General features: G+C 66.4%; 24 protein-coding genes. 11 read left to right on the top strand and 13 right to left on the bottom strand.

Going from position 1 to position 25,577, the window contains the following annotated elements; genetic code table 11:
* Window positions 1–27: 27 nt before the first annotated feature.
* The gene (locus ACLMAJ_RS25480) at window positions 28–987 is read right to left on the bottom strand and encodes a diacylglycerol kinase (protein ID WP_412016347.1); all 960 of its coding nucleotides are present in this window, start codon (window positions 985–987) and stop codon (window positions 28–30) included.
* Window positions 984–2,561, bottom strand: a complete 1,578-nt coding sequence (locus ACLMAJ_RS25485) for an FAD-binding oxidoreductase (RefSeq protein WP_412016444.1) — start codon at window positions 2,559–2,561, stop codon at window positions 984–986. Before ACLMAJ_RS25485 ends, ACLMAJ_RS25480 begins: the two co-directional genes overlap by 4 nt.
* 167 nt (window positions 2,562–2,728) lie before the next feature.
* Here ACLMAJ_RS25485 and ACLMAJ_RS25490 point away from each other — a divergent pair, with 167 nt between their 5' ends.
* Together ACLMAJ_RS25490 and ACLMAJ_RS25495 are read left to right on the top strand one after the other, a co-directional pair.
* Window positions 2,729–3,397: a TetR/AcrR family transcriptional regulator gene (locus tag ACLMAJ_RS25490; protein WP_412016348.1), complete on the top strand. Its 669-nt coding sequence runs from the start codon at window positions 2,729–2,731 to the stop codon at window positions 3,395–3,397.
* 121 nt (window positions 3,398–3,518) lie between these two features.
* Window positions 3,519–5,072, top strand: a complete 1,554-nt coding sequence (locus tag ACLMAJ_RS25495) for a glycerol-3-phosphate dehydrogenase/oxidase (protein WP_412016349.1) — start codon at window positions 3,519–3,521, stop codon at window positions 5,070–5,072.
* Window positions 5,073–5,077: 5 nt separating this feature from the next.
* Here the strand turns inward: ACLMAJ_RS25495 and ACLMAJ_RS25500 are convergent, their stop codons facing one another.
* On the bottom strand, window positions 5,078–5,605 hold the full coding sequence (locus ACLMAJ_RS25500; RefSeq protein WP_412016350.1) for a GNAT family N-acetyltransferase: 528 nt from the start codon (window positions 5,603–5,605) through the stop codon (window positions 5,078–5,080).
* Window positions 5,606–5,623: 18 nt separating this feature from the next.
* Window positions 5,624–6,295 carry a TetR/AcrR family transcriptional regulator gene (locus ACLMAJ_RS25505; protein ID WP_412016351.1) on the bottom strand — a complete coding sequence of 224 codons (672 nt, stop codon included), beginning with the start codon at window positions 6,293–6,295 and terminating at the stop codon, window positions 5,624–5,626.
* Window positions 6,296–6,424: 129 nt separating this feature from the next.
* Between ACLMAJ_RS25505 and ACLMAJ_RS25510 the strand changes: the two genes are divergently transcribed.
* From ACLMAJ_RS25510 to ACLMAJ_RS25535, 6 genes are all read left to right on the top strand, one after another.
* Window positions 6,425–7,846: a DHA2 family efflux MFS transporter permease subunit gene (locus tag ACLMAJ_RS25510; RefSeq protein ID WP_412016352.1), complete on the top strand. Its 1,422-nt coding sequence runs from the start codon at window positions 6,425–6,427 to the stop codon at window positions 7,844–7,846.
* A gap of 55 nt (window positions 7,847–7,901) precedes the next feature.
* Window positions 7,902–8,738, top strand: a complete 837-nt coding sequence (locus ACLMAJ_RS25515) for an NAD(P)H-binding protein (RefSeq protein ID WP_412016353.1) — start codon at window positions 7,902–7,904, stop codon at window positions 8,736–8,738.
* 166 nt (window positions 8,739–8,904) lie between these two features.
* Complete coding sequence (locus ACLMAJ_RS25520; RefSeq protein WP_412016354.1) at window positions 8,905–10,062, top strand: FHA domain-containing protein; 1,158 nt, start codon at window positions 8,905–8,907, stop codon at window positions 10,060–10,062.
* 242 nt (window positions 10,063–10,304) lie between these two features.
* Window positions 10,305–12,614 carry an FdhF/YdeP family oxidoreductase gene (locus ACLMAJ_RS25525; RefSeq protein ID WP_412016445.1) on the top strand — a complete coding sequence of 770 codons (2,310 nt, stop codon included), beginning with the start codon at window positions 10,305–10,307 and terminating at the stop codon, window positions 12,612–12,614.
* Window positions 12,615–12,662: 48 nt separating this feature from the next.
* Window positions 12,663–13,526 carry a formate dehydrogenase accessory sulfurtransferase FdhD gene (gene fdhD / locus ACLMAJ_RS25530; protein WP_412016355.1) on the top strand — a complete coding sequence of 288 codons (864 nt, stop codon included), beginning with the start codon at window positions 12,663–12,665 and terminating at the stop codon, window positions 13,524–13,526.
* An 83-nt stretch (window positions 13,527–13,609) separates the two neighbouring features.
* Window positions 13,610–14,143 (top strand): hypothetical protein, encoded by a 534-nt coding sequence (locus ACLMAJ_RS25535; protein ID WP_412016356.1) that lies wholly within the window; start codon window positions 13,610–13,612, stop codon window positions 14,141–14,143.
* Between the two features lie 19 nt (window positions 14,144–14,162).
* Here the strand turns inward: ACLMAJ_RS25535 and ACLMAJ_RS25540 are convergent, their stop codons facing one another.
* A complete protein-coding gene (locus ACLMAJ_RS25540) occupies window positions 14,163–14,573 on the bottom strand; it encodes an NUDIX hydrolase (protein WP_412016357.1) in 411 nt (136 codons plus the stop codon).
* A 24-nt stretch (window positions 14,574–14,597) separates the two neighbouring features.
* The gene (mihF, locus tag ACLMAJ_RS25545; protein ID WP_412016358.1) at window positions 14,598–14,912 is read right to left on the bottom strand and encodes an integration host factor, actinobacterial type; all 315 of its coding nucleotides are present in this window, start codon (window positions 14,910–14,912) and stop codon (window positions 14,598–14,600) included.
* Between the two features lie 632 nt (window positions 14,913–15,544).
* Between mihF and ACLMAJ_RS25550 the strand changes: the two genes are divergently transcribed.
* Together ACLMAJ_RS25550 and ACLMAJ_RS25555 are read left to right on the top strand one after the other, a co-directional pair.
* A complete protein-coding gene (locus tag ACLMAJ_RS25550; RefSeq protein ID WP_412016359.1) occupies window positions 15,545–15,922 on the top strand; it encodes a nuclear transport factor 2 family protein in 378 nt (125 codons plus the stop codon).
* A 107-nt stretch (window positions 15,923–16,029) separates the two neighbouring features.
* A complete protein-coding gene (locus ACLMAJ_RS25555) occupies window positions 16,030–16,605 on the top strand; it encodes a carboxymuconolactone decarboxylase family protein (RefSeq protein WP_412016360.1) in 576 nt (191 codons plus the stop codon).
* A gap of 63 nt (window positions 16,606–16,668) precedes the next feature.
* On the opposite strand, the gene ACLMAJ_RS25560 is transcribed toward ACLMAJ_RS25555, so the two are convergent.
* From ACLMAJ_RS25560 to ACLMAJ_RS25590, 7 genes are all read right to left on the bottom strand, one after another.
* The gene (locus ACLMAJ_RS25560) at window positions 16,669–17,082 is read right to left on the bottom strand and encodes an STAS domain-containing protein (RefSeq protein WP_412016361.1); all 414 of its coding nucleotides are present in this window, start codon (window positions 17,080–17,082) and stop codon (window positions 16,669–16,671) included.
* 186 nt (window positions 17,083–17,268) lie between these two features.
* Window positions 17,269–17,562, bottom strand: a complete 294-nt coding sequence (locus ACLMAJ_RS25565) for a hypothetical protein (RefSeq protein WP_412016362.1) — start codon at window positions 17,560–17,562, stop codon at window positions 17,269–17,271.
* 27 nt (window positions 17,563–17,589) lie between these two features.
* Window positions 17,590–18,870: an ATP-dependent Clp protease ATP-binding subunit ClpX gene (clpX, locus tag ACLMAJ_RS25570; protein ID WP_412016363.1), complete on the bottom strand. Its 1,281-nt coding sequence runs from the start codon at window positions 18,868–18,870 to the stop codon at window positions 17,590–17,592.
* A 399-nt stretch (window positions 18,871–19,269) separates the two neighbouring features.
* Window positions 19,270–19,938 carry an ATP-dependent Clp protease proteolytic subunit gene (locus tag ACLMAJ_RS25575; protein WP_412016364.1) on the bottom strand — a complete coding sequence of 223 codons (669 nt, stop codon included), beginning with the start codon at window positions 19,936–19,938 and terminating at the stop codon, window positions 19,270–19,272.
* 60 nt (window positions 19,939–19,998) lie between these two features.
* Window positions 19,999–20,586 (bottom strand): ATP-dependent Clp protease proteolytic subunit, encoded by a 588-nt coding sequence (locus ACLMAJ_RS25580; protein ID WP_412016365.1) that lies wholly within the window; start codon window positions 20,584–20,586, stop codon window positions 19,999–20,001.
* A gap of 219 nt (window positions 20,587–20,805) precedes the next feature.
* A complete protein-coding gene (gene tig / locus ACLMAJ_RS25585; protein ID WP_412016366.1) occupies window positions 20,806–22,182 on the bottom strand; it encodes a trigger factor in 1,377 nt (458 codons plus the stop codon).
* Window positions 22,183–22,294: 112 nt separating this feature from the next.
* Entirely contained in the window at window positions 22,295–22,870 is a 576-nt protein-coding gene (locus ACLMAJ_RS25590; protein WP_412016367.1) for an FKBP-type peptidyl-prolyl cis-trans isomerase, read from the bottom strand.
* 203 nt (window positions 22,871–23,073) lie between these two features.
* Between ACLMAJ_RS25590 and ACLMAJ_RS25595 the strand changes: the two genes are divergently transcribed.
* A complete protein-coding gene (locus ACLMAJ_RS25595) occupies window positions 23,074–25,542 on the top strand; it encodes a phosphoketolase family protein (protein ID WP_412016368.1) in 2,469 nt (822 codons plus the stop codon).
* Window positions 25,543–25,577 lie beyond the last annotated feature (35 nt).

A 25,577-nucleotide genomic window follows, 5' to 3' on the forward strand; every position in this document is an offset into this window, starting at 1 on the left:
ACCAAGTCCGTCTCCCGACCGCGGCGCTCAGCGCGGTACCAGCACGGTGAGTGCGCCGGGTACGGCGCTGATAGTGACGGGCAGGTTTCCGGCTGGTTCACCATCGGCGGTCGCCGGAGCACCGCGAGCGGTCAACCTCACCCGCTCGGCCCGATACAGCTTGGTGGCAGGGTGATCGATCCGCTTGCCCGCCGACAGGGCGGGCAGCAGGCGGAGCATATCCAGTCGCGATACCGCGCCGACCACGGTCAGGTCGAGCAGGCCATCGTCCATGCTCGCGTCCGGGCAGATCAGCATGCCGCCGCCGTAGGTGCGGGTGTTACCGACCGCGACCATGACCGCCGCGGTCTCCACGACCGTGTCCGCCGCCGGATTGTCCTGGACGCCGGGCACCACGCCGGTCAGCTCGATACGGTAGGGGACGGTGAAGCGGCCCGAGATCTCGGCCAGCGCCGCGAAGGTGTACCGCAACGGCCCCTTCGGCCAGCGCATATCGTTGGCGCGCAGGGTGACTCGCGCATCGAAGCCGGTGCCCGCGACGGTGGCGAACCACATCGGCTCCGATCCGGCCGATTCGATCCGGCCGAGATCGATGGTCCTGGTGTGGCCGTCGAGTACGAGATCCGCGGCGGCCACCGGATGGTCGGTGGGGACGCCGAGTTCCCTTGCGAGGTCATTGCCGGTGCCCGCGGGCACCAGTCCGAGCGGGACGCCGGTCTCGGCCAGCGCTTCGAGGATGACGTTGATCAGTCCGTCTCCGCCGATGCACACCACCGCGTCCGGCGCGCGGTCGGAGTCCGCGATCGAATCCCGCACCAGGCGAACCGATTCGGCGGCCGAAGGCGCACGCACCTCGGTGACCTCGACGCCGCGTTCGGCGAACCTGGCGAGCGCGGCGGCCGCGACGTCGTGTCCCTTACCGACTCCCGAAATGGGGTTGGTCACCACGGTCACCGCACCGATGGTGCGGGTCGAATCCTGCTTCATGGCACCAGCTTTCCCGGATTGAGGATCCCCGCCGGGTCCAATTCCTCTTTCACCGCGCGCAATACCCGTACGCCCAGGTCTCCGACCTCGGCGGACATCCATGGGCGGTGGTCGGTGCCGACCGCGTGATGGTGGGTGATGGTGCCGCCCGAGGCCACGATGGCGTCGCCGGCCGCCTTTTTGGCGATGTGCCACTGTGCGATCGGATCGTCGAGTTGCTTGGCGATGATCGTGAAGTACAGCGACGCTCCGGTCGGGTAGGTGTGCGAGATGTGGCACATCACCAGTGGCGGTGTGGCCTGTGCCGCAAGCGAATCCGTCAGTGCCGCGGTGACCTTCGCCTTGAGGTCGTCGAGATTCGACCAACTGGTCGCCGTCTCCAGGGTTTCGCACAGCACTGCGACATCGAGTAGCGCGTCACGCATGTAGGGCGCGGCGAAGCGGCCGTGCTCCCACTCCCGAGCCGGGGCCGAACCGAGGTCTGTGCCGCCCGACGCGGCCAAGAGCGCACTCGCCTCGGCGCTGCGCGCAGCGACGTGGGCCTCGGTGCCTTCGAAGGTGGTGATGGCAAGGCAACCCGACACTGGATTGCCGCCGACGTCACCGGAGCGGGCCAGGTTGATACCGGTCTCGACCTCGTCGGACAGCCGAAGCACCGTCGGCGCCGCACCCGCCTGCACTACCGAACGCAGTGCGGCCGCACCGGTGGCGAAGTCGGGGAACGACCAAGCCAGGTAGGAAATGGCTTCCGGTATCGGGTGCACCCGCAGGGTGACCTCGGTGAGCACGCCGAGGGTGCCCTCCGAACCGACGAACAGTTCGCGCAGGTCCGGCCCCGCGGCCGAGGCAGGGGCGCGGCCGAGTTCCAACGTGCCGCTCGGCGTGGCGATCTTCAGGTGCTGGACCATATCGTCGAAGCGGCCATAGCCCGCGGACGCCTGCCCCGAAGACCGGGTCGCCGCGAAACCGCCGATGCTCGCGAATTCGAAGCTCTGCGGGAAGTGACCGAGCGAAAGCCCATGGGCGGCAAGCAGTTCCTCGGCGCGCGGACCGGTGAGACCGGCGCCGAGGGTGGCCGTACCGCTGATCGGATCAATGTCGGTCACGGTGTCGAGGCGGCGCAGATCGAGTGCGATGACGGCCTCGAAGCGGCCGCGCACCGGATCGACACCGCCGACAACGCTGGTGCCGCCGCCGAAGGGGACCACCGCGACTGCGTGTTCGGCGCAATAGGTCAGTACCGCGAACACCTGTTCATGGTCGGCCGGGAAAACGACAGCATCCGGTGCGTCCTGCGGCCCGTCGGCGCGGCGACGCAGTAGGTCGGGGGTGCTCTTGCCGCCCGCGTGCAGCAACCGATCGTGGTGATCGACCGAAACGTTGTCCGCGCCGACCACCTCGATCAACCCGTCTCGTCGGGCAGGGGTCAGGACCGAGTCGCGCAGCGGTACCTCGCCCGCACCGCGGCGCGTCACCGGATCGCCGGACACTCCGAAAACCTGGGTCAGCAGGCCACGGATCTGTGCCGAAAGCGGCTTGTGACCGGCCGGAATACCCCAGGCATCCCAAACCATACCCACTGCCTGTGCCTGCGCGCCCGGCGTTGCCGGGTGGGCGTCCGAGTGGGAAGCCGAATCCTCGTCGGCATGCGGTTGCGTCTCGACCATACGTTACAGTTTTACATAGACTGTCAAGCAGTAACGAAGCTAGTCCGTTCCGATACCCGGTGGTGACACCCGAAATGCCTGCCCCCCACGAGACCGATACCACGCTATCGGCCACCGACCTCGCGATCCTCGACGCCGCACGCGACTGCGTCGAGGAGTTCGGCGTGCGCCGCACCACCCTCACCGAGGTGGCGCGCCGGGCGCGGGTGAGCAGGCCGACCGTCTACCGTCGGTGGCCCGACACCGGCGCGCTGGTTGCCGAACTACTGGTGCGCGAATTGCGCGCGATCGTCACCACGACCATGCCGACCGCAGGTCCCGCCCGCACCCGCCTCGTCAAGGGCATCGTCACCGGCGCGGCGGCGATCAGGGAAAACCCATTGTTCGGCAAGATCTTCCGTACCGACACCGACCTGATGCTCACCTACGTGTTCGGCCGCCTCGGCCGCAACCAACGCCACCTGATCGCCCTGTTCACCGCCGGCATCCGCGAGGGCCAACAGGATTCGTCGATCCGCGACGGCGATCCGGAACACATGGCGACCATGCTGCTGCTGATCGCGCAATCCGCGGTGCAGTCGGCGGGCACCGTCTCTCCCATCCTCGACGGCGCGGCACTCGACACCGAACTGGCGCAGGCCATCGACGGCTACCTGAGTCCACCGAACGGCCCTGCTCACCGAACCACGGCCGACGGCCGCGGTGCCGATCCGGCGAATACCGCAGAGCAGGAGCCGTCATGAATCGGCCCGCCACCGTCGATCCCCGTCCCCACGACACCACTCCCCACGACGCCCGATCCACATCGACAACGCCCGATCACCTCCGCACCGGCGGCAGGTCCGACCTCGGAACGAGACTGTGATGACCGCGAATTCGGCCACTGACGGCGACTCAGCCCTGAACGCCGCCCGCCGCGCGCACGAGCTTGCCCTGCTCGGCGACGAAACCGATATCGATGTGCTGGTGATCGGCGGCGGTGTCACCGGCGCGGGCGCCGCGCTCGATGCCGCCGCGCGAGGGCTGCGCACCGTGCTGGTCGAACGACAGGATTTGGCGTTCGGCACTTCGCGGTGGAGTTCGAAACTCGTCCACGGCGGACTGCGCTATCTGGCAAGCGGTCAGGTCGGAATCGCGCATGAGAGCGCCGTCGAGCGCGGCATCCTGATCGGCACCACCGCACCGCATCTGGTGCGAGCGCTGCCTCAGCTGGTGCCGCTACTACCGGGCATCGGCCCTGCCCGAAGTACCTTGATTCGTGCCGGTTTCGTCGCGGGCGACGTGCTGCGACGTGCCGCCGGAACCCCGGCCGCGATACTGCCCCGCTCGCGTCGCGTCGCGACCGCCGAGGCGCTGCGACTCGCGCCGACCGTCCGACGAGACGGGCTGCGCGGTGGCCTACAGGCCTGGGACGGGCAACTCGTCGACGACGCCCGCCTCGTGGTCGCACTCGCCCGTACCGCGGCGGCCACCGGCGCGACCGTGCTCACCCGGGTGGAAGCCCTTGCTGTCGAGGGTAATTCGGCGACCCTGCGCGACACCCTGACCGGCGAGTCGATGACCGTCCGACCACGCACCGTCATCAACGCCACCGGCGTCTGGGCCGACCAGGTCGATCCGAGCATCGAACTGCGCCCGAGCCGCGGTACCCACCTGGTCTTCGACGCCAAATCCTTCGGCGGCCTCACCGCCGCACTCACGGTGCCGATCCCCGGAACCACCAGCCGGTTCGTGTTCGCATTCCCCGCCGCGCACGGCCGGGTGTACCTCGGCCTCACCGACGAGGACGCCCCCGGCCCCGTCCCCGACGAACCACAGCCCACCGATGCCGAGATCGGCTTCCTGCTCGACACCATCAACACCGCATTGCGAGAACCATTGACCCGCGCGGACATTCGCGGCACCTACGCCGGACTGCGCCCGCTACTGAAGACCGCCGACAACAGCACCGCCGATATCTCCCGTCAGCATGCGGTCCTGCGCTCCCCCACCGGCGTCATCACCATTGTCGGCGGCAAACTCACCACCTACCGCCAAATGGCCGAGGATGCCGTAGATGCCGCCGTCACCCACGGCGGCCTCACCGCGGGCCCCTGCCGCACCAAGCGACTCCCGCTGGTGGGAGCGGTATCCGGGGCCGCACGAGACCGCATCGCCGCCCCACCGATCCTCGTCGAACGCTACGGCAGTGAAGCGCCGGCCGTTCTCGCCGCAGCACAAGACAATTCGGCCGCACTGGATCAGGTGGCTCCCGGCATCGATGTCACCACCGCGGAATTCGCGTTCGGCATCACACACGAAGGCGCTCTCGATACCGACGACCTACTGGACCGGCGCACCCGCATCGGCCTCGTCGCCGCGGACCGCGCCGCCGCCCTCCCCGCAGCGCAAGCCGCCTTCGCCCAGGTGCGGGGCTGATTGCATCAGGCAGGCGGCCAGTGCGCCAGGTCGGCGCGCATACAGGCGCGCGGCCATTGATCCAGGCCGCCGGCGGCCTCGGCGGCACGGATCTCGCGTAGCCCAGACGTCTCATCTTCCACGCTCAGGTACCGAAAGCCGAGGCGCTCGTAGTACGGACCGTTCCACGCGACGCCGGTGAAGGTGGTCAGCGTGATCGCGGGCAGCCCTTGCGCTTTCGCCCACCGTGCCGCGTGGTCGATGAGCCGTTTGCCGATTCGGTTGCCCGCGTGGTCGGGATCCACCGACACCTGGTCGATGTGCGCGTCGCCGTCGACGATGCCGAGGATCAGGTAACCGATCGGGCGGTCGGCCTCGTCGGGGTATACCCACGCACGGCCTGCCTGCTGGAACTCACGCAGGGTGTCCAACGGCGGCGGATCATCCTCGGCGACGGCCGTCATGCCGATGTCCGCGAACGGCTTTCCCGCGGCACGCTCGATATCCTGCATGACCGGCAGGTCGCGCTCGGTCGCCGGTCGAATTGCTCGCATTGCCGCTCCTCGCGGTGCCTACTCGGCCGGGGTGGCCAAGATGCCGTTGATCAGCACCCGCAACGCCCATACTTCACGCTCGTCGCCGTTGCCGCTCATCATTTCCTCGCGCATACCGACAAGCATCGGATACCGGTCCGCGGGCAACTCCGCGAAGTGCCGCTGGACCTCGGCGACATAGTCGCTCTCCTCGCGTCCTCCGGTGTTGTAGGCGCTCTGCTCCGCCGCCTGCGCGGTGATGTGCAAGTAGATCAGGTCGACGGCCCAGGAATTGGTTTTCCTGTCCAGACCCGCCTCGTCGAGCAGCGTCACCAGCCGCTCGACGAGCAGCAGCGCGTTCGGGCTGGTGGGGATCGAGCCGAGCGCGACGAGCGCGAGCCCTTCGTGTTTGCTCATCGCCGCGACGGTCGACTCGACGAGCGCTGCGAGCCGTTCGCGCCAACTGCCGCCGGTCGGTGCGGGCACCGTGCCGAGCACCTGGTCGAGCATCGTGGCCATCAGGTCGTCCCGGTTGGCGACGTAGACGTACAACGACGCCGCGCCGGTATCCAGGTCCTGGGCCACACGACGCATGGTGAGGGCGGCGAGGCCGTCGTTGTCGAGGATGCGGAGGCCGGCCTCGACGATGACCTCACGGCTTAGTGGAGCCTTCGCGGGACGGGCCCTGCGGCTCACGGGTGCGGCGTTCATGACCTCGAGCATACGCCCTAACGAACACCGTTTGACACGAACGTCGTTCGTCTTCTAGAGTTCGAGTCAACCGAACAGTGTTCGTAACGATCGCAGTTCGCCCCACTCTTCCTCGTAAGGAGGTACCCGATGTCCAACATCACCCATCAGGACACCGCGGAAAACACCAAGGTCGGAGCCCGCATGTGGGCGATACTGGCCGTCATCCTCGCGGCCGACGTCCTCGACCTGCTCGACTCGACCATCACCAATATCGCGGCCCCCACCATCGCCGAAGATCTCGGCGGCGGGCAGTCACTGATCCAGTGGCTGGGCGCGGGCTACGCCCTCGCACTCGGCGTCCTGCTCGTCGTCGGCGGCAGGCTCGGCGATCGCTTCGGCAAACGCCGGCTGTTCCTGATCGGCGTCGCCGGATTCACCGTGGCCTCGGTCGCCTGCGGCCTCGCCATCGACCCGACCTCGATCATCACTGCCCGGCTCGTGCAGGGCGCGTTCGGCGCACTGCTCATTCCGCAAGGCTTCGGCATCCTCACCCAGGTCTTTCCACGCGAACAGCTCGGCAAGGCATTCGGCGTATTCGGACCCGCACTCGGCCTTTCCGCGGTCGGCGGTCCGATCCTGGCCGGCTTCCTGATCGACGCCGACCTGTTCGGCCTCGGCTGGCGGTCGATGTTCCTGATCAATATCGTGCTCGGCTCGCTCGCCTTCGCCGCCGCATACCGCCTGCTGCCCGCCGACAACGGCGATCGCACCGTCTCCATCGACGCACTCGGCTCCGCCCTGCTCGGCGCCGCCATGTTCGGTTCGCTGTTCGGCCTCATCGAGGGCTCGTCCAACGGTTGGACTGCCGCGCCCTTCGGCTTTCTCGGCGCGGCTGCCGCCGCCTTCGCACTCTTTGCCCGTCGCCAGCTGACCGCGGCGAACCCACTCATCAAGCCCTCACTGTTCGCCAACCGCGGCTTCACCTCTGGCCTGCTACTCGGCCTTGTGTTCTTCGCCGCGGTCTCCGGACTGCTCTACGTGCTGTCGCTGTTCATGCAGACCGGCCTCGGCTACACCCCCACCGACGCGGCCCTCGGCCTCGCACCGCTGGCCGTCGGCATCATCGCTGCCTCGGTCGCCGCACATCAGCTGCTCGCTGAGCTCGGCCGCAACCTCATCATGATCGGCCTGCTGATCACCCTCGCGGGCACCAGCCTGCTGCTGATCCTCGCGCTGACCGTCGGAACCGGCATTACCGCATGGGCGCTCGCCGCGCCCGTCTTCATCCTCGGCCTCGGCCTCGGCACCTGCTTCGGCACGATCTTCCAAATCACCATCGGCGATATCGACCCCGCGGAGACCGGCAGCGGCAGCGGTTCCCTCTCCGCCGTGCAACAGCTCGCCAATGCCATAGGCGCCGCCGCTGTCACCACCGTCTACTTCCACACCGTCGGCTCCGGCCAGGCGCACGCGCTGATCGTCAGCCTGATCGTCGTCGCCGCGATCGCCCTGGTCAGCTGCGGCCTTGTCCGTCTGCTCCCGCAGCGAGCACCCGCCGACGAGCACTGACCGGCGCACCGCTCGACCACCCACCGATACCTGTACCAATTCCGAAGGAGTCGTCATGATTCTCATCACCGGAGGCCGCGGCGCGGTCGCCACCAACCTCCTGTCCCTGCTGCTCGCCGACGGCCACGCCGTCCGCGTGGGCTCCGCTCTGCCCAGCAAGCTCGAACTACCCGACGGGGTGTCCGCCGTCGCATGCGACCTACAGGACCCGGCCACCTTCCCTGCCGCATTGGCAGACATCACCTCGGTCTTCCTGTACGCCGAGCCCGCACGCATCACCGAATTCGTCACCGCCGCAACCGAAGCCGGTGTCCAGCACATCGTGCTGCTGTCCTCGTCCTCGGTACTCGATCCCGACGCCGCAACCAATCCGGTCGCCAAGTCCCACCTCGAAGCCGAACTCGGGCTCGCGCACGCACCCATGACCGTCAGTGTGCTGCGCCCCGGCGCCTTCGCGGGCAATGCCCGTGGCTGGTCGTTTTCGATCAAGGCCGACCGCCCGGTCAGCCTGCCCTACCCCAACGCCTACGCCGACCCGATTCACGAACTCGACGTCGCCGAGGCCGCCCTCGCCCTGCTCACCAAGCCTGATCACCGTGGCGCCGCCCATAATCTCACCGGCCCGCAGACCCTCACGTTCACAGCGCAAGTCGACCTGATCGCCGAGCTCATCGGCCGTCCGGTCACCATCGACCACCTCACCCCCGACGCGTGGCGCAAGGAGATGGCCGAGTACATCCCCGACCGCTATGCCGACGGGTTGCTCGACTACTGGCAGCGCTGTGACGGAGTGCCCACCGTGATTACCGACACTGTCGCCACCCTCACCGGCCACCCGGCTCGCACCTTCGGCGACTGGATCCGCGATAACGCCGCCGTGTTCACCGCCTGAACTTCGCACGCACACACGACGACCCGATAACGCAACACCTCGCACCACCGACAAGAGGGCGGGCACGGACAATTCCGTGCCCGCCCTCAGGTCGTTCGAGGCCCCGTTCCGAGTGCCGCGCACGCTCTATGCTGGACGCCGTAGTACGCCGGGAAGGAGGGCACGGGTGCCAAAGAACCCGTCCACCGTTGGTATCGCGCCGGGCGATGGTTTGATCGCACGCTTCGGTGCCGTGGTGGTGTACCTGGCCGACGAAACGTCTTCTACCGACCGCATACTCGGCGCGATCGAAGCCGTCGCCGACGAGGAACACCCAGGGGCGGCGATCGTGCAGCGGCTGGCCGCGGTGGTGTTCGGCAGTGGGTCGCAACCGCCGCCGTTCGGAGTGGTCGCCCCAACAGCCGATGGCACCGTCATTCTGTTGCGGGGACCGGTCAGCGCCGAGATCCAGAGCGCGGAAGGAACACGTCGGCTGGCCGGTGCGCGCGCGTTCACCTGGGTGGACGAGATCGTGCGCGAGCCGGTACGGCAGATTTCGGTCGGTGCCGATACCGCACTGCCGTTGACCACCCACCCGCGCAGCAACTTGCGCGACGGCGTCGTTCCCGGTGGCGGGTTCGTGTTCCGTGTGGCGGTCCGCAAAACCGGGAAATCCGGGAAGCCCGCACCCGCCACGCCGCAGTCCGACGGCGGGGACGAACCGCCACCGACTGCTCCGGCCGGAATGCTCGCGCTGTCCGAATCCGACACCGAGGCGAGCTCCGAGGCTCGCGCGAGCAAGGCCGGGCCGCTGGCATGGTCGCAGACCTCCGATGCCACCAGGCCCACGTCACCGTCTCGACCACAACCTGTTGCGTTGGACAAGGTTCCGGTACCGGCGGGCGCGCGGCCGCGGCGCGTGCGTCCTACGAGCGGTGCGCCCGACACTTCGACGCCCGGTCCCACCACGGGAGCGCTGATCTTCGAGGACGGCGCCGCCTACCCGCTCGATCGCCCGTACGTCATCGGCCGCAGCCCCACGACCGACGATTCGGTGCGCAACGCCGCCGCCTCACCCATCGCAGTCCCGCGCGATCGGCACGTTTCGCGCGTGCACGCCTATGTCTCACTCGACCGCGGCAAGGTCTATGTTCGCGACGCGTCCACCCCCGCGGGCACTTTCATCGCGGCACCCGGCGCCGAGCAGTGGACCCGCGTCGGCACCGCGCCCATCGAACTCCCGCCCGGCTGGAGCGTCCGCATCGGCGAGCGAATCGCCACCCACCGCACCGAAGATCGGCGCAAGGACGCCATCGAGATCTCCGCTGAGCGCCGCCGCACCTGACCGATCACGGTTTTCCCCGGTCGCCGTCGGAGGTCAGCGACGACCAGTCCCCGCGCGTAGGTCGTCGAGTGCGGCGCTGGGGAACATGACCCGATGACGCACCGCATACCGGGCCGCGGCGCGCTCGGCCCTCTCGCGTAGCGGCGGGTTGCGGAGCGGACCCGCGGCGAGTACGCACGATCGGACAGGCTGATCTCCGGCCCCGCCGAGGCAGTCTCCCCGCGGAGAGGACAATGACGACCATGCACCGTAACGGACCGACACGCGACATCGACGAGTCCGAGCTGAGCGTGACCGAGCCGAAGAAGCAGGCCGCGGGGGTCACCGCCGTCGCCGTCGCGCTCGGGCGCGCGGTCGAGGAGATGGGCGTTGTCCGCACCGCCCGCACCCTGGCCCGGGTGAATCAGGTGCACGGTTTCGACTGCCCCGGCTGTGCATGGCCGGAGCCGACGGGCCATCGTCGCCCGGCCGAGTTCTGCGAGAACGGCGCGAAGGCGGTCGCCGAGGAGGCGACGTTACGCACCGTCACCCCCGAGTTCTTCGCCGCGCACTCCATCGAGGAACTGGCGGACAAGTCCGGTTACTGGCTCGGTCAGCAGGGCAGGCTCACCCATCCGATGGTGTTGCGCCCCGGCGACACCCACTACTCCCCCATCGAATGGACTGACGCCTATCGGCTGGTCGCGGAACATTTGCGCGCCTTGGCAACTCCGGACGAGGCGCTGTTCTACACCTCGGGCCGCACCGCGAACGAGACGGCGTTCCTCTATCAGCTGCTTGTCCGCAGTTACGGCACCAACAATCTGCCGGACTGCTCGAACATGTGCCACGAATCGTCGGGCACCGCGCTGACCAGCTCCATCGGCATCGGCAAGGGCTCGGTATCGATCGATGACTTCGACGCCGCCGATCTGATCATCGTCGCGGGCCAGAATCCCGGTACCAACCATCCGCGCATGCTGAGCGCGTTGGCAGGCGCGAAGGCCAAGGGCGCCACCATCATCGCGGTCAATCCGCTGCCGGAGACCGGGCTGCTCGGTTTTCGTGATCCGCAGACCGTCAAGGGTTTCACCAGCGGCGTGTCCATCGCCGACGACTTCCTGCAAATCCGCCTCGGCGGTGATATGGCGCTGTTCCAGGGGCTCGGCCGACTGCTGTTCGAGGCCGAGGATGCCGCACCGGGAACGGTGGTGGACCACGAATTCGTCGACACACACTGCGCGGGCTTCGCCGAATACGAAAAGAATACGCGTGCGGTCGATCTCGGCACCGTCCGTGAAGCGACCGGACTGACCGACGACGAACTCGGCCGCACCGCAAGGCTGTTGGCCGAATCGAAGAACATCATCATCTGCTGGGCGATGGGCCTGACCCAACAGGCACACGGTGTCGCGACCATCGAAGAGGCGACCAATCTGCTGTTGCTGCGCGGCATGATCGGTAAGCCCGGCGCCGGCGTTTGCCCGGTGCGCGGCCACTCGAACGTGCAGGGCGATCGCACCATGGGCATCTGGGAGAAGATGCCGGACGCCTTCCTCGACGCGCTCGATCGCGAATTCGACATCACCAGCCCGCGCGAGCACGGCTTCGACACCGTCAACGCCATTCGCGCGATGCGCGCGGGTAAGGCGAAGGTATTCGTCGGTATGGGCGGCAATTTCGTGTCCGCGACGCCCGATACCGAGGTTACCGAGGCGGCGCTGCGCGGCTGCGCGCTCACCGTGCAGGTCTCCACCAAACTCAACCGCAGCCACGTCGTGCACGGACAGACGGCGCTGATCCTGCCCACCCTCGGCCGCACCGACGAGGATCTGCGCGACGGCGTGAAACAGCAAGTGTCGGTAGAGGATTCGATGTCCATGGTGCATCTGTCCACCGGACGGCTGAAGCCGGTGAGCGATGAGCTGCGCAGCGAGGTCACCATCGTCTGCGAGCTCGCGCAGACCCTGCTCGGCGCCGATCACCCGGTCCCGTGGGCGCAGTACCAGCGCAACTACGACAAGATTCGCGACGCGATCGCGCGCGTGGTTCCCGGCTGCGCCGATTACAACACCCGGGTGCGCCAGCGCAATGGCTTCGTGCTGCCCCACCCGCCGCGCGACTCCCGCGAATTCCGCACCACCACAGGCAAAGCCAACTTCGCGGTGAACGAACTCACCTGGACGCCGGTCCCGCACGGCAGGCTGATCCTGCAAACACTGCGCAGCCACGACCAGTACAACACCACCATCTATGGCTTGGACGATCGTTACCGCGGTGTGCACGGCGGCCGGAAGGTGATCCTGGTGAATGCCGAGGACATCGCCGAATCGGGTTTCACGGACGGCGAATTGGTCGATCTGATCTCCGAGTGGACCGACGGCACCGAACGCAAGGTCACCGGCTTCCGCATCATCGGCTACCCGACCCCGCGCGGCAACGCCGCCGCCTACTACCCCGAGACCAACCCTCTTGTCCCGCTGGATCATGTTGCGGCGCGCTCGAATACACCGGTATCCAAAGCCGTGACGATCCGGCTCGAGCGGCACAGGCATGTCGGGCCGCCGTCGTGACCGGGCAGGTGCGCTACCGCAGCACACCGATCGAGGTGAGGTGCCGTCATGAGTAGAATTACCGCGCGCCGCAAGACGATTCGTATCACCTCGCACGGCGAAATCACCAGGCCCGACACCCTCGCGGTGGAGGAGCCGCTCGAAATCCGGCTCGGCGGTGAACAACTCACCGTCACCATGCGCACCCCCGGCAGCGATATCGACCTGGTGCATGGATTCCTGTTGGGCGAGGGCATCATCGGCAGCGCCGACGACGTGGTGAGCGCCCGCTACTGCGCGGGCACCGACGAAAACGGGCACAACACCTACAACGTCCTCGACGTCCAATTACGCACGCCTGTCCCGGTGCGCGGTCGTCATGTCCTCACCACCGGTGCCTGCGGGCTCTGCGGCAAGACCGCGCTCGAAGACGTACGCACCCGCACCCGATACCCGATACCCGCCGACGGCCTGCTGGTAGACATCGGCACCCTGGCGACCCTGCCCGCCGAATTGCGTACCCGCCAAGCCGTTTTCGATGCCACCGGCGGACTACACGCGGCGGGACTTTTCACCGAGGACGGCGCCGCCCTTGCCGTCCGCGAGGATATCGGCAGGCACAATGCCGTCGACAAGGTGCTCGGGTGGGCGATGCGCGAAAACCGCATCCCCGCCAATGATCTGGTGCTGATCGTCAGTGGCCGCGCCTCCTTCGAACTGGTGCAGAAGGCGGTGATGGCGGGCATCCCGATGCTCGGTGCGGTGTCCGCACCCAGCTCACTCGCCGTTGACATGGCCGCCGAATCCGGCCTCACCCTCGTCGGTTTCCTGCGCGGCGAAACCATGAACATCTACACCGGCGCGCACCGGCTCCACCGCAGCGCGGTCACCGAATCACCGATCGCGCCCGCGACCGCGGGGAACCACTCCTGACGGTGGGCCTATTGCCCGTTCCCGATGTCCGAATTACGGTTGCTTCACCCGGTCGGAGAAGTTCGGCATGAACGGAGCGTCTGATGCGGATCTCGGTGGAAGGCAAGTCCGGCGGCGTGCGGGTGCGCATGCGATTCGAACAGTTTCGCCATCGGCTGCTGATCGTCCGCATCATGTTGACGGTCCTGGCCGTCCAGGGCGCCATCGTGGGTCTGTGGGCGGTCTTCGCGCCGCACTCCTGGTACACCAGCTTCCCAGGTTTCGGGATGCACTGGATCTCGCAGGACGGGCCGTACAACCATCACCTCGCCGGCGACGTCGGAGCCTTCTTCCTCGCCTTGACCGCGATCACCATCGCCGCGCTCGTCATCGACGGAACAGCGGTCGCCCGAGTGGCGGGCATCGGCTGGCTGACCTTCGGTCTACCGCACTTCGTCTACCACGCCTTCCACAAACCGGCCGAGATGGGCGCGGCCAGCTTCACCCTCAGCTTGCTCGGCGCGGCCGCTCTGATCGTCCTCGGTCTCGGCTGCCTCGTCGTCCCACCGCGCGGCGACATCCCCATGTCCGATCCTGCGCCGATGGATTTCCGGCTCCCACGCCGCCGCACTCGCTGACGATCAGCGACCGGCCGAATTACGGCGGACCCCAGGCGCCGATCGCGGTCAGGTGATCCAGCGCCTTGCCGACAGCGGGGGCGCACAGGTGATGGTCCACGGGCCCGAGCCACGCCATTTCCGCGATCTCGGCGGCTGGTGCTGGGCGGCCGTGGCCCGGCGCGGCGAAGCAGTGCATTTCGACGAGAGTGCCGGGGCGCCCGTGGGCAGGAGCGGTGATGGTCACCACGGGCGTGATCCGATGCGCCTCCAACTCGACGCCGACTTCTTCTCGAACTTCACGAACGAGCGCTCCCGTCAGGGTTTCACCCGGTTCGAGCTTGCCGCCCGGCAGGTAAAAAGCGTCGCGTCCCTTGGTGCGGACGGCAAGCAAGCGGCCCTTTTCGACGCAGAGCCACGCCACCGACGTGAGCGTTCGTTCCTCGATCATGGTTGCTCGGACACTAAGACGCGGTCAGGCGTCCAGTGCCTCGAGCAGTGCGGCACGCTGGCGAGCGCCGAGTCCACCGATGCGGCGGTCCTCGGGGATCTCGGCCTGATCGAGCATCTTGGCGGCCTTTACCGGGCCGACGCCGGGCAGGGCCTTGATCACGGCCGCGACCTTGGTCTTCTTGACCAGCTCGTCGCTATCGGCCTTTTTCAGCAGATCGGCAACAGAAACCTTGCCGGCCTTCACTTGGCCGATCAGTTCGGAGCGCGCCTTGCGGACCGCAGCCGCCTTGGCCAGCGCCTCAGTGCGCTGCTCCGCGGTCATGGTAGGCAGTGCCATGTCTCCTCCGCTTTCACTCGTCACTCGAACATCTGGTTGACCGGACCGATTCAACAGCACGCCGACGACAGCGCAAGCCCGACACACCGGGCGCGACCGGCGGAAATAGCGATGAGTTTTCTGAACCCGTGCCGCCACGGAGCTGTCACCGCACTCAATTCGTTCCTCGAGAACGCGGTGAGCACCCATTTGACCCCCGCGGCAGCACGGGGTGCTACGCGGCGGGGTCTCCAGTGATCCCGTCATCAGCACCGGGTGTCGTCATCGCGGCCTACCGCAAGGCGAACCTTCCGGAGTACGGATCGTATAAATAAGTGACCAGCGTAACACCAGAGGCCCCGCACACGACAGCATCAACGAAAGCACCCGAAAGGGACGAAGGTTCAACGGTGAACCAGGGGGATCAATGGCGATCCCCAACCCCGGGCGCGATCGAAAGGGCAGCAGCCGATCGATTGTCACCGTGTCCGCCGAAGGCGCTACAACCAAATAGTTTTTTTCCGGTCCGTCGGCGCGTACGCGTCCGCGCTGCGGTCCGTCCGGGGTGGATCGGGTGCACAATCGCCGACCCGCGTGCCATGGACACTGCTACGCTCAGAATTAGAACACGTTCCAATTCTGTAGGAGTTTCCATGGCACAGCAGGTTCGCGATGTGGTCGAGCAATACGTCAAGCTGGTCGGCTCGGGGCCGACCGAGGAGATCGTCGATCTCTACGCCGCCGACGCGACCGTCGAGGATCCCATCGGCACCGACATCAAGCGGGGCCACGACGCCATCCGCGAGTTCTACGATGTGATCGCCAACCTCGATCGGGAAACCGTGCTGAAGCCGGAGACCATCCGGATCGCGGGCAATCACGCCGCCTTCATGTTCACCATCGTCACCAAGTTCGGCGATCAGCGCTTCACCCTGACGCCCATCGACGTGATGGAATTCGACGACGACGGTAAAATCATCAGCATGCGCGCGTACTGGACACCCGAGGATATGAGCAGCGAAGCGGTGTAAACACCGGCGGGCAGTCCGTGCGCTGGATCACACGCGACTGCCCGTCACATTTCACGATGCGTCCTCGTCCTAGAAGAAGAACCTCTTCGGATCGAAGGAGAACCGTGATGGGCACGACCCGAATTTCCGCCGTCCGCCCCGAGCAGGCCGGCCCGCTGACCAAGCTGTTGTACCGCATCGCCAAGCGTCGCCTCGGCGAAGTTCCCGAACCGTTCGCGGTCACCGCCAACCACGGAAAGTTGCTCGCCGCCTCGGCGATTCACGAAGTACTCGTCGAGCGGGCAAGCGCACAACTTCCCGCCAATATCCGCGAGATCGCCGTTTACCGCGCCGCCTGGGTCGTCGGCTGCTCCTGGTGTGTCGACTTCGGAGCCATGCTCATGAAGCACGGCGACCTCGACATCGCCCGCCTCGAGCACATTGCCGACTACGAGACCTCCCCGCTCTACAGTGCGGACGAACGCGCGGCGATCGCTTACACCGACGCGATGACCGAGACGCCGACCACCGTCACCGACGATCAGGTCGCCGACCTCGAAAAGCGTTTCGGCCGCGCGGGTGTCATCGAGCTGACCTACCAGATCAGCTTGGAGAACTCGCGCTCACGCTTCAACTCGGCACTCGGGATAACGGCCCAGGGTTTCAGCACCGACTCCTGCCGTGTTCCGTGGGCGCAGGACTGATCCAGCGCAGACGCCCGTGCCGCTCGTCGAACGATATCGACGAGCGGCACGGGCTCGAGACACTTACGCGGCGTCGGTAACCGCCTCGGCCAGGCTGGTCACCACCCGGAAGGTCGCGACCTCGTCGGCGGCCGCGAGCAATCGGTCGACACAGCGTTGACCGGTGATCAACGCGAGCGTGCCACCGGCGCGCGCTTGCACTTCGGTCAATACCCGTAGACCCGCGATGCCGAAGAACGTCACCCTGGACAGATCGACTACCACCGCCGATGCGGCGGTGCGCAATGATCCGATCAAACGGCTCCGGAAGATACCGGCGGTGTAGTAGTCCACCTCACCGACCAGCGCACACAGCGTGATCGAATCCGTGGGTGTCATCACGGTGACCTGTAAACGGCCCGAGGGATCGCACCCCGCGTGGCGCGGCCCGGCGATGCCACCGATGGATTGAATGAGGGTAGCGACAACAGTCGACATGAGGACCTCGGTCCGGTCGCGCACGGCACCCCGCGGGGAACGTTGCCGGCGAAGACTTTTCGCCCCGGACATCTGAACTCCAGGACTGGGCTGGCTGCTCAACCCTGAACAAGGTTTACCCCGACAGCCCGGTCCGTACACCCCGAAATGGTGGATGAATATCCACCATTGGCGGTGGTCCGGTCGCTAGATCTCGCGCCGACGCCGCAGCATGGCGTAGTAGATGTACTGACGCTCGAGCGGATTGGCGAAAACGTTGACCAATTCGAACCCGAAGTGCTCGTCCAGCCATTCGACACACGTCGTCAGAGTCGCCAGCAGGCCGCCCATATCCGGGAACGTGCCCCAGCCCTGTCTGTCATTGTTATGAACGAAGACAACGAGATGTTTGTGTTGATAGGTTCGCATGTCGACGGCACCGCTGAGCACGCCACGGACATCGAGCACCTGCCCCGGCCCTGCCGGATGCAGCGGTTGCACCCCGAAATCCCTACCCCCCGCGAGCGACTACGCCGACTTCTCGCGCCGCTCGGTGCGCTGCGCCTTGCGCGGCACGATGGTCGGCAGCACGTTGTCGATGACCGTATCGGCGTCGACGACCACCTTGGCGACGTCATCGCGGCTGGGGATGTCATACATCACCGGCAGCAGGACCTCTTCCATGATGGCGCGCAGACCACGAGCGCCGGTGCCACGCAGGATGGCCTGATCGGCGATCGCCTCCAGCGCGTCCGTGGTGAACTCGAGGTCGACCCCATCCATCTCGAAAAGTCGAATGTACTGCTTGACCAGCGCGTTCTTCGGCTCGGAGAGAATCTTGACGAGGGATTCCTTGTCCAGATTGGTCACCGAAGCCACGACGGGAAGGCGGCCGATGAACTCGGGGATCAGACCGAACTTGATCAGGTCCTCGGGCATCACCTCGGCGAAGTGATCCGAGGTGTCGACCTCTGCCTTGGAACGCACCTCGGCACCGAAGCCGATGCCGCGGTGGCCGGTGCGTTCGGAGACGATCCGCTCCAGTCCCGCGAACGCGCCCGCCACGATGAACAGCACGTTGGTGGTGTCGATCTGGATGAATTCCTGGTGCGGGTGCTTGCGTCCACCCTGCGGCGGAACACTGGCCTGGGTGCCCTCCAGGATCTTCAGCAGCGCCTGCTGCACACCCTCGCCGGAAACGTCGCGGGTAATCGACGGATTCTCGCTCTTGCGAGCGATCTTGTCGACCTCGTCGATGTAGATGATGCCGGTCTCGGCCCGCTTCACGTCGTAGTCGGCGGCCTGGATCAGCTTCAGCAGAATGTTCTCGACATCCTCGCCGACATACCCGGCTTCGGTCAGCGCGGTGGCATCGGCGATGGCGAACGGAACATTGAGCATCTTGGCCAGGGTCTGCGCAAGATAGGTCTTGCCGCAGCCGGTCGGCCCGAGCATCAGGATGTTCGACTTGGCGAGCTCGACGACCTCGCCGCGACTATCGCGCCCCTTGTCACCCGCCTGGATGCGCTTGTAATGGTTGTAGACGGCCACGGCAAGCGTGCGCTTGGCGGTGTCCTGCCCGATTACATAGTTCTCCAGGAAGTCCCGGATCTCGGCAGGTTTGGGCAACTCATCGAGTTTGACCTCGCTGGACTCGGCCAGCTCTTCCTCGATGATCTCGTTGCATAGATCGATGCACTCGTCGCAGATGTACACCCCTGGTCCCGCAATGAGCTTCTTGACCTGCTTCTGGCTCTTTCCGCAGAACGAGCACTTGAGCAGATCGCCGCCGTCTCCGATGCGCGCCATCTCGTGGGTCCCTACTTCCTTGTCCGCGTGCAACCGTCTGTCCAGGTTGCCAGCTATCCGCCACCCTCGGGTGTAATCACGAACACCTCGAGTGCTTCCTGCGGGTCGAGCACCGCCGTCAACCGGGAGCAAAGGCCCCTTAGTTGACCGTACCCGGTGTGCGCGATGGAGGTCGACAACTCGAGCATGTTTCTCGCCGGGGTTATCCGAGTTCTCACGGCAATAGAACACGTTCGCCCCGATCTGCGGCCGAAACCAGGTCCGGCCGCCCGCCCCGTGGCCTCTCCCGCCGGACACCCTTCCGGCGGGTCGGTTCCCACGAAGCAATCCGGCCGAAACGGATGCCGAGTGGCGTCCGTCCCGGCCGGATTTTCTTGGCTTACAGCAACTTACGAGCGACTACTTCTGTGCGCTCAGCTTACGGTAGTCGAACACGGTGTCGATGATCCCGTACTCCTTGGCGTCCGCCGCCGTCAGAATCTTGTCACGGTCGGTGTCCTTGCGGATGGTATCCGCGTCCTTGCCGGTATGGAAGGCCAGTGTGGTCTCCATCAAGCGGCGCATGCGCTCGATCTCGGCGGCCTGGATCTCCAGATCCGAGACCTGGCCCTGGATGCCACCCTCGAGCGACGGCTGGTGGATCAGCACGCGGGCGTTGGGCAGGCAGGCACGCTTGCCGGGGGCACCCGCGGCGAGCAGCACGGCCGCGGCGGAGGCCGCCTGGCCGAGGCACACCGTCGCGACATCGGCACGCACGTACTGCATCGTGTCGTAGATGGCCATCAGCGAGGTGAACGAGCCACCGGGCGAGTTGATGTACATGGTGATGTCGCGGTCGGGATCGAGCGACTCCAGTACCAGCAGCTGCGCCATGATGTCGTTGGCCGAGGCGTCGTCGACCTGCACGCCGAGGAAGATGATGCGCTCCTCGAACAGCTTGTTGTACGGGTTGGACTCCTTGACGCCGAAGCTCGAGTGCTCGATGAACGACGGCAGGATATAGCGCGACTGCGGGCTCTGCGGCGCGATACCGCCGAGGCCGGCGCGTGGGTCGATCAGATTGGCCATCTTTTCTCCAAAGTCTGAGTGGGTCAACGGTCGTCAGCCGTCGTTAGCGAGCTTGTCGGCTTACTTCTTCGCGCCGTTCGCCTGATCCGCGTGGCTGATCACGTGGTCGATGAAGCCGTACTCCAGCGCCTGCTTCGCGGTGAACCACCGGTCGCGATCGGCGTCGGCTGCCACCTGCTCGACCGGCTTGCCGGTGTGCAGCGCCTGCAGCTCGTTGAGCTCGCGCTTGGTGTGCGCGAACTGCTCGGCCATGATCGCGATGTCGGCCGCGGAACCACCGATACCCGCCGAAGGCTGGTGCATCATGATGCGCGCGTGCGGCAGCGCGTAGCGCTTGCCCTTGGTGCCCGCGGTCAGCAGGAACTGACCCATCGAGGCCGCGAGACCCATGCCGTAGGTGGCGATGTCGCACTCGGCGAACTGCATCGTGTCGTAGATGGCCATACCCGCGGTCACCGAACCGCCGGGCGAGTTGATGTAGAGCGAGATGTCTTTGACCGAATCCTCTGCCGAGAGCAGCAGGATCTGGGCGCACAGCTTGTTCGCGATATCGTCGTCGACTTGAGTGCCGAGGAAGATGATGCGCTCACGCAGCAGGCGCTCGTACACCGAATCACTGAGGTTGAGACCAGCAGTCGCGGATGTCATGACGACCCCTGCCTGGTTGATTGTCACGGATACCTGCCTTCTCTTCTCAACGGCTAGTCACTGATTACCGCACAGCGCTGAGTGCTGCGCAGTCATCTGGTTCGCTTGTCACAAACACTAACGAAACAGGGCGGCGCCGAACTCCCGGCACCGCCCTTATTCGCTCACAGCACAATCACCACACCACGGGGGCGCCGATCACGCTGGCATTCCATGGAATTATTCGGCGCTCGTTGCGGCGGCTTCTTCGACGATGGCCTCGTCCGCGGAATCCTCAGGGCCACCGAACATTTCGGTGGTATCCACAGCGTTGCCCTCGGAGTCGGTCACCTTCACCCTGCCGACGACGCCGGCCAGAGCCTTGCCGCGGCGGACATCAGCGAACACCGCGCCGAGTTGGCCCGCCTGCTGCACCTGCTGGATGAACTGCTCCGGCGACAGGCCGTAGCGCTGCGCCTGGAACAGGATCCGCTCGGTGAGCTCTTCCTGGCCGACCTGAGTGTTCTCCTCCTCGGCGATGGCGTCGAGCAGCAGCTGGGTCTTCACCGACTTCTCGGCGGACTCCTTGGTGTCCTTGTCGAACTCCTCGCGGGTGCTGCCCTGCGCCTCGAGCGCGGCGGCGAAGGCGTCCTCGTCGTGGTCGAAGCCGTGCACGGCGTCGTGCTGCACGGCGTCGATCTCGGCCTTGACGACCGCCTCCGGCAGCGGCACCTCGACCTGCTCCAGCAGTGCCTCGAGCACCTTGTCGCGAATTTCACCGGCCTGCTCGACCTTCTTGACCCGCTCGACGCGGGTACGCAGATCGGCCTTCAGCTCTTCGAGGGTGTCGAATTCACTGGCCAGCTGGGCGAAGTCGTCGTCGGCCTCGGGCAGCTCGCGCTCCTTGACCGAGCCGACGGTCACGGTGATGACCGCTTCCTTGCCCGCGTGGTCACCGGCGACGAGCGTGGAGGTGAAGTCGGCGGTCTCACCGGCCGACAGACCGGTGAGCGCCTCGTCGAGACCCTCGATCAGCTGGCCGGAACCGACTTCGTGGGAAAGTCCGGTGGTGGCTGCCTCCGGCACGTCCTCGCCGTCCACGGTGGCCGACAGGTCGATGGAGACGAAGTCACCGTCGGTAACCGCACGCTCGACGCCGGTCAGGGTGCCGAAACGCTGGCGCAGCGACTGCAACTGCTCCTCGATGTCCTCGTCGCCGATGCTGAACGCGTCGACCGACACCTCGATGCCGTCGTAGGCGGGCAGTGCGATCTCGGGACGAACGTCGACCTCGGCCGTGAACGCCAACTGCTCGCCGTCCTCGATCTTGGTGATCTCGATCTCGGGCTGGCCGATGACCTTGATCTCCGAGGTGGTGACGGCCTCGCTGTAGCGGGCGGGCAGCACATCGTTGACGACCTGCTCCAGGATCGCGCCGCGGCCGACGCGGGCCTCGATCAGCTTCGCGGGAGCCTTGCCGGGACGGAAACCGGGGATACGGACCTGGTTGGCCAGTGCCTTGTACGCCTTGTCGAAGTCCGGCTTGAGTTCCTCGAAGGGCACCTCGACGTTGATCCGGACCCGGGTCGGGCTCAGCTGCTCGACGGTGCTCTTCACGGACATGCTCCTTGGCTCGTTGGTTCTTGTAGAGGCAGCGCGCCCACACGCACGCATCCCGGCAAGGTTAGTTGACCGGTCGTCGTGCGTTGCGGGCAGCACCTTCTAAGAGTCAGCTCTTGGGAACGGTGACCGCGTCGGTGACGAAAACCAGGGTCTCGTTCGGCTTGATGCCGTTGCCGCCCGCGCCGTATCCGAGGTCCGGCGGGATGATCAACAGTCGCCGCGCGCCCTGCTGCACACCGACAAGGCCCTGGTCCCAGCCCGGAATGACCTGCCCGGCGCCGAGGGTGAGCTGGAAGGGCTTACCCCGGTCGAAGGAGCTGTCGAGCTTCTTCTTGTCCGACCAGGTGATCAGCGAGTAGTTCATGGTGAGCTGCTGGCCCGCTGCCGCGCCAGGTCCGCTGCCCTCGACCAGGTCCTTGACGATGAGCTGCTTGGGCGGGTCGCAATCGTCCGGGACGGTGATCTTCGGATTGGCCCCGAACCCGCCATCGACTTTCACGTCGTCGGCGGTGCACTCGCGGCCTTTGCTCTGCGGGGCCGCTACCACGGACGACGCGGTCTTGGCCGAGGCCGTTGTTGTCGCGGATGCCGAGTTGTCGTCGTCCCCCGACCCACACGCGGTCAGCGCGAACGCGGCCGCGGCAATGGTGCCGAGGCCGATGATCCTGCCGAGTATCTGCATGCGGCGCACCCTAATCCACGGGCGGCCGCAAGTCTCGTGACGCCCTGATCGCGACACCCGACTTCACGCGTCATCTGCCGGTACCCTGGCTAGGAATTCTTCACCCGTTGTTGTCGATCGGTTTCGGCAACAGTGCAGGACCCGGCGATAGCGGCGCCTTCTCGGTGCCGCCCCCGAAGCCCAGCGTGAGGAGAGTCGGCGCGATGACACAGATGGCTGGTGCCGGGGGCGATACCTCGGCCGACAATGTCGACAACGGTGGCGGCGCGACGATCGCGCCACGGCCGTATCGACTGGCGGAGGTGTCCGGGCCGCTCGATCGCGGCGAACTGGAGTCGATCGACGCATGGTGGCGGGCAGCGAACTATCTCGCGGTCGGACAGATCTATCTGATGAGCAATCCCCTGCTCCGCGAGCCGCTGCACGCCGAGCACATCAAGCCGCGGCTGCTCGGACACTTCGGGACGGTACCCGGCCTGAATCTTGTATGGGTACATGCCAATCGGGCTATCAGACAGCGCGATCTGAACGCGGTGTTCGTCGCCGGGCCCGGACACGGCGGGCCGGGGCCCAATGCGTGTGCCTGGCTGGAGGGCACATATTCCGAGCTCTACAGCCATATCCCCCGGAACGGCGACGGGATGGGCGCGCTGTTCGCGCAGTTCTCCTTCCCTGGTGGCGTGCCGAGTCACTGCGCCCCGGAGATGCCCGGTTCGTTCCACGAGGGCGGCGAGCTCGGCTACTCCCTGCTGCACGCGTTCGGCGCGGCGCTCGACAATCCGGATCTCACGGTGTTCTGCGTGGTCGGTGACGGCGAGGCGGAGACGGGCCCGCTGGCCACCAGCTGGCACGCCAATAAATTCCTCAACCCGGGGCGCGACGGTGCGGTACTGCCGATTCTCGCGCTCAACCAGTACAAGATCGCCAATCCGACCATCCTGGCGCGTATCCCGGAATCCGAACTGCTGATGCTGATGCGCGGGTACGGCTACGAGCCGATCGTCGTGGCAGGCGACGACCCTGCGGCCGTGCATCAGGCAATGGCCACCGCCGTCGACGACTGTCTCGAACGAATCGAGCGAATCCAACGCAGCGCGCGCGAGGGCACCGACGGGGTCCGCCCGATCTGGCCGATGATCGTGCTGCGCACGCCGAAGGGCTGGACCTGCCCACCGGTGGTCGACGGCGCTCAGGTCGAGGGCACGTTCCGCGCGCATCAGGTGCCGTTGCCCGCCGCGCGTACGGACGACGAGCACCGCGCGGTGCTCGAACAGTGGCTGCGGTCCTATCGTCCGGAAGAGCTGTTCGACGACGCGGGCGGACCGGTGGCCGCCCTGGGTGAACTGGTGCCGAGTGGCGATCGACGGATGAGCGCCAACCCGGTTGCCAACGGCGGCAGCCTTGTTCGCGATCTTCGACTCCCCGATTGGCGTGACTACGGCGTCGAGGTCCGAGCGCGAGGAGCCACCCGGCACGAGGCGACCCGGGTGCTCGGCGGTTGGCTGCGCGATGTCACCGCGGGCAATACCGACAACTTCCTCACCTTCGCCCCCGACGAACTGGCCAGTAATCGGCTCCAGGACATCCTCGAGGTCACCGGCCGCGACTGGCAGGCCGAGATCGGCGAATACGACGTCGACCTCGACCGGACCGGCCGGGTGATCGAGGTGCTCTCCGAGCACATGTGCCAGGGCCTGCTGGAGGGCTATCTGCTCACCGGCAGGCACGGGGTGTTCACCTGCTACGAGGCCTTCATCCACATCATCGATGCGATGTTCAACCAGCACGCCAAATGGCTCGACGCCAGTGCCGCGATCGCGTGGCGGCGACCCATCGCGAGTCTCAATTACTTACTGTCGTCGCATGTTTGGCGCCAGGACCACAACGGTTTCACCCATCAGGATCCCGGTTTCCTCGATGTGGTGCTGAACAAGAAGCCCTCGATCGTTCGCGTGTATCTGCCGCCGGACGCGAACACCCTGCTGTCCACCTATGACCACTGCCTGCGCTCGCGGCACTACGTCAATGTGGTGGTCGCGGGCAAACAGCCTCAGGCGGACTGGCTTTCGGTGCCCGACGCCGCGGTGCACTGTGCGCGCGGTGCGGGAATCTGGGAGTGGGCGGGCCACAACGACGAAACGGGCACGACACCCGATGTCGTGCTCGCCTGTGCGGGTGACGTGCCGACACTGGAAACCCTTGCCGCCGTGGCTATCCTGCGTGATCGGCTGCCCGAGCTGCGTATCCGGGTGGTGAACGTCGTCGACCTGATGCGGCTGCAACCGCCCGAGGAGCACCCACACGGCCTGCCTCACAGTGAGTTCGACACCCTGTTCACTCGCGATCGCCCGGTGATCTTCGCCTTCCACGGCTACCCGTGGCTGATCCACCGCCTTACCTACCGGCGCGCCAACCACAGCGGAATGCATGTCCGAGGGTACCGGGAAAAGGGCACCACGACAACGCCTTTCGATATGGTCATGCTCAACGACCTCGACCGGTTCCACCTGGTGATGGATGTCGTCGATCGAGTGCCGACGCTGGGCGACAAGGCGGCGGGCCTGCGGCAGGAGATGGTCGACGCACGCTGGAACGCGCGCGTCTGGACCAGAGAGCACGGCGAGGACATCCCCGCTGTCGCCGACTGGACCTGGCCCGAGGTCAGCCTCTGACCTGGCCGAGCCGCCGCGACGAGCGGCGGTGAAAC

Source organism: Nocardia arseniciresistens, assembly GCF_046764875.1.
In the GTDB taxonomy this organism is placed as follows: domain Bacteria; phylum Actinomycetota; class Actinomycetes; order Mycobacteriales; family Mycobacteriaceae; genus Nocardia; species Nocardia arseniciresistens.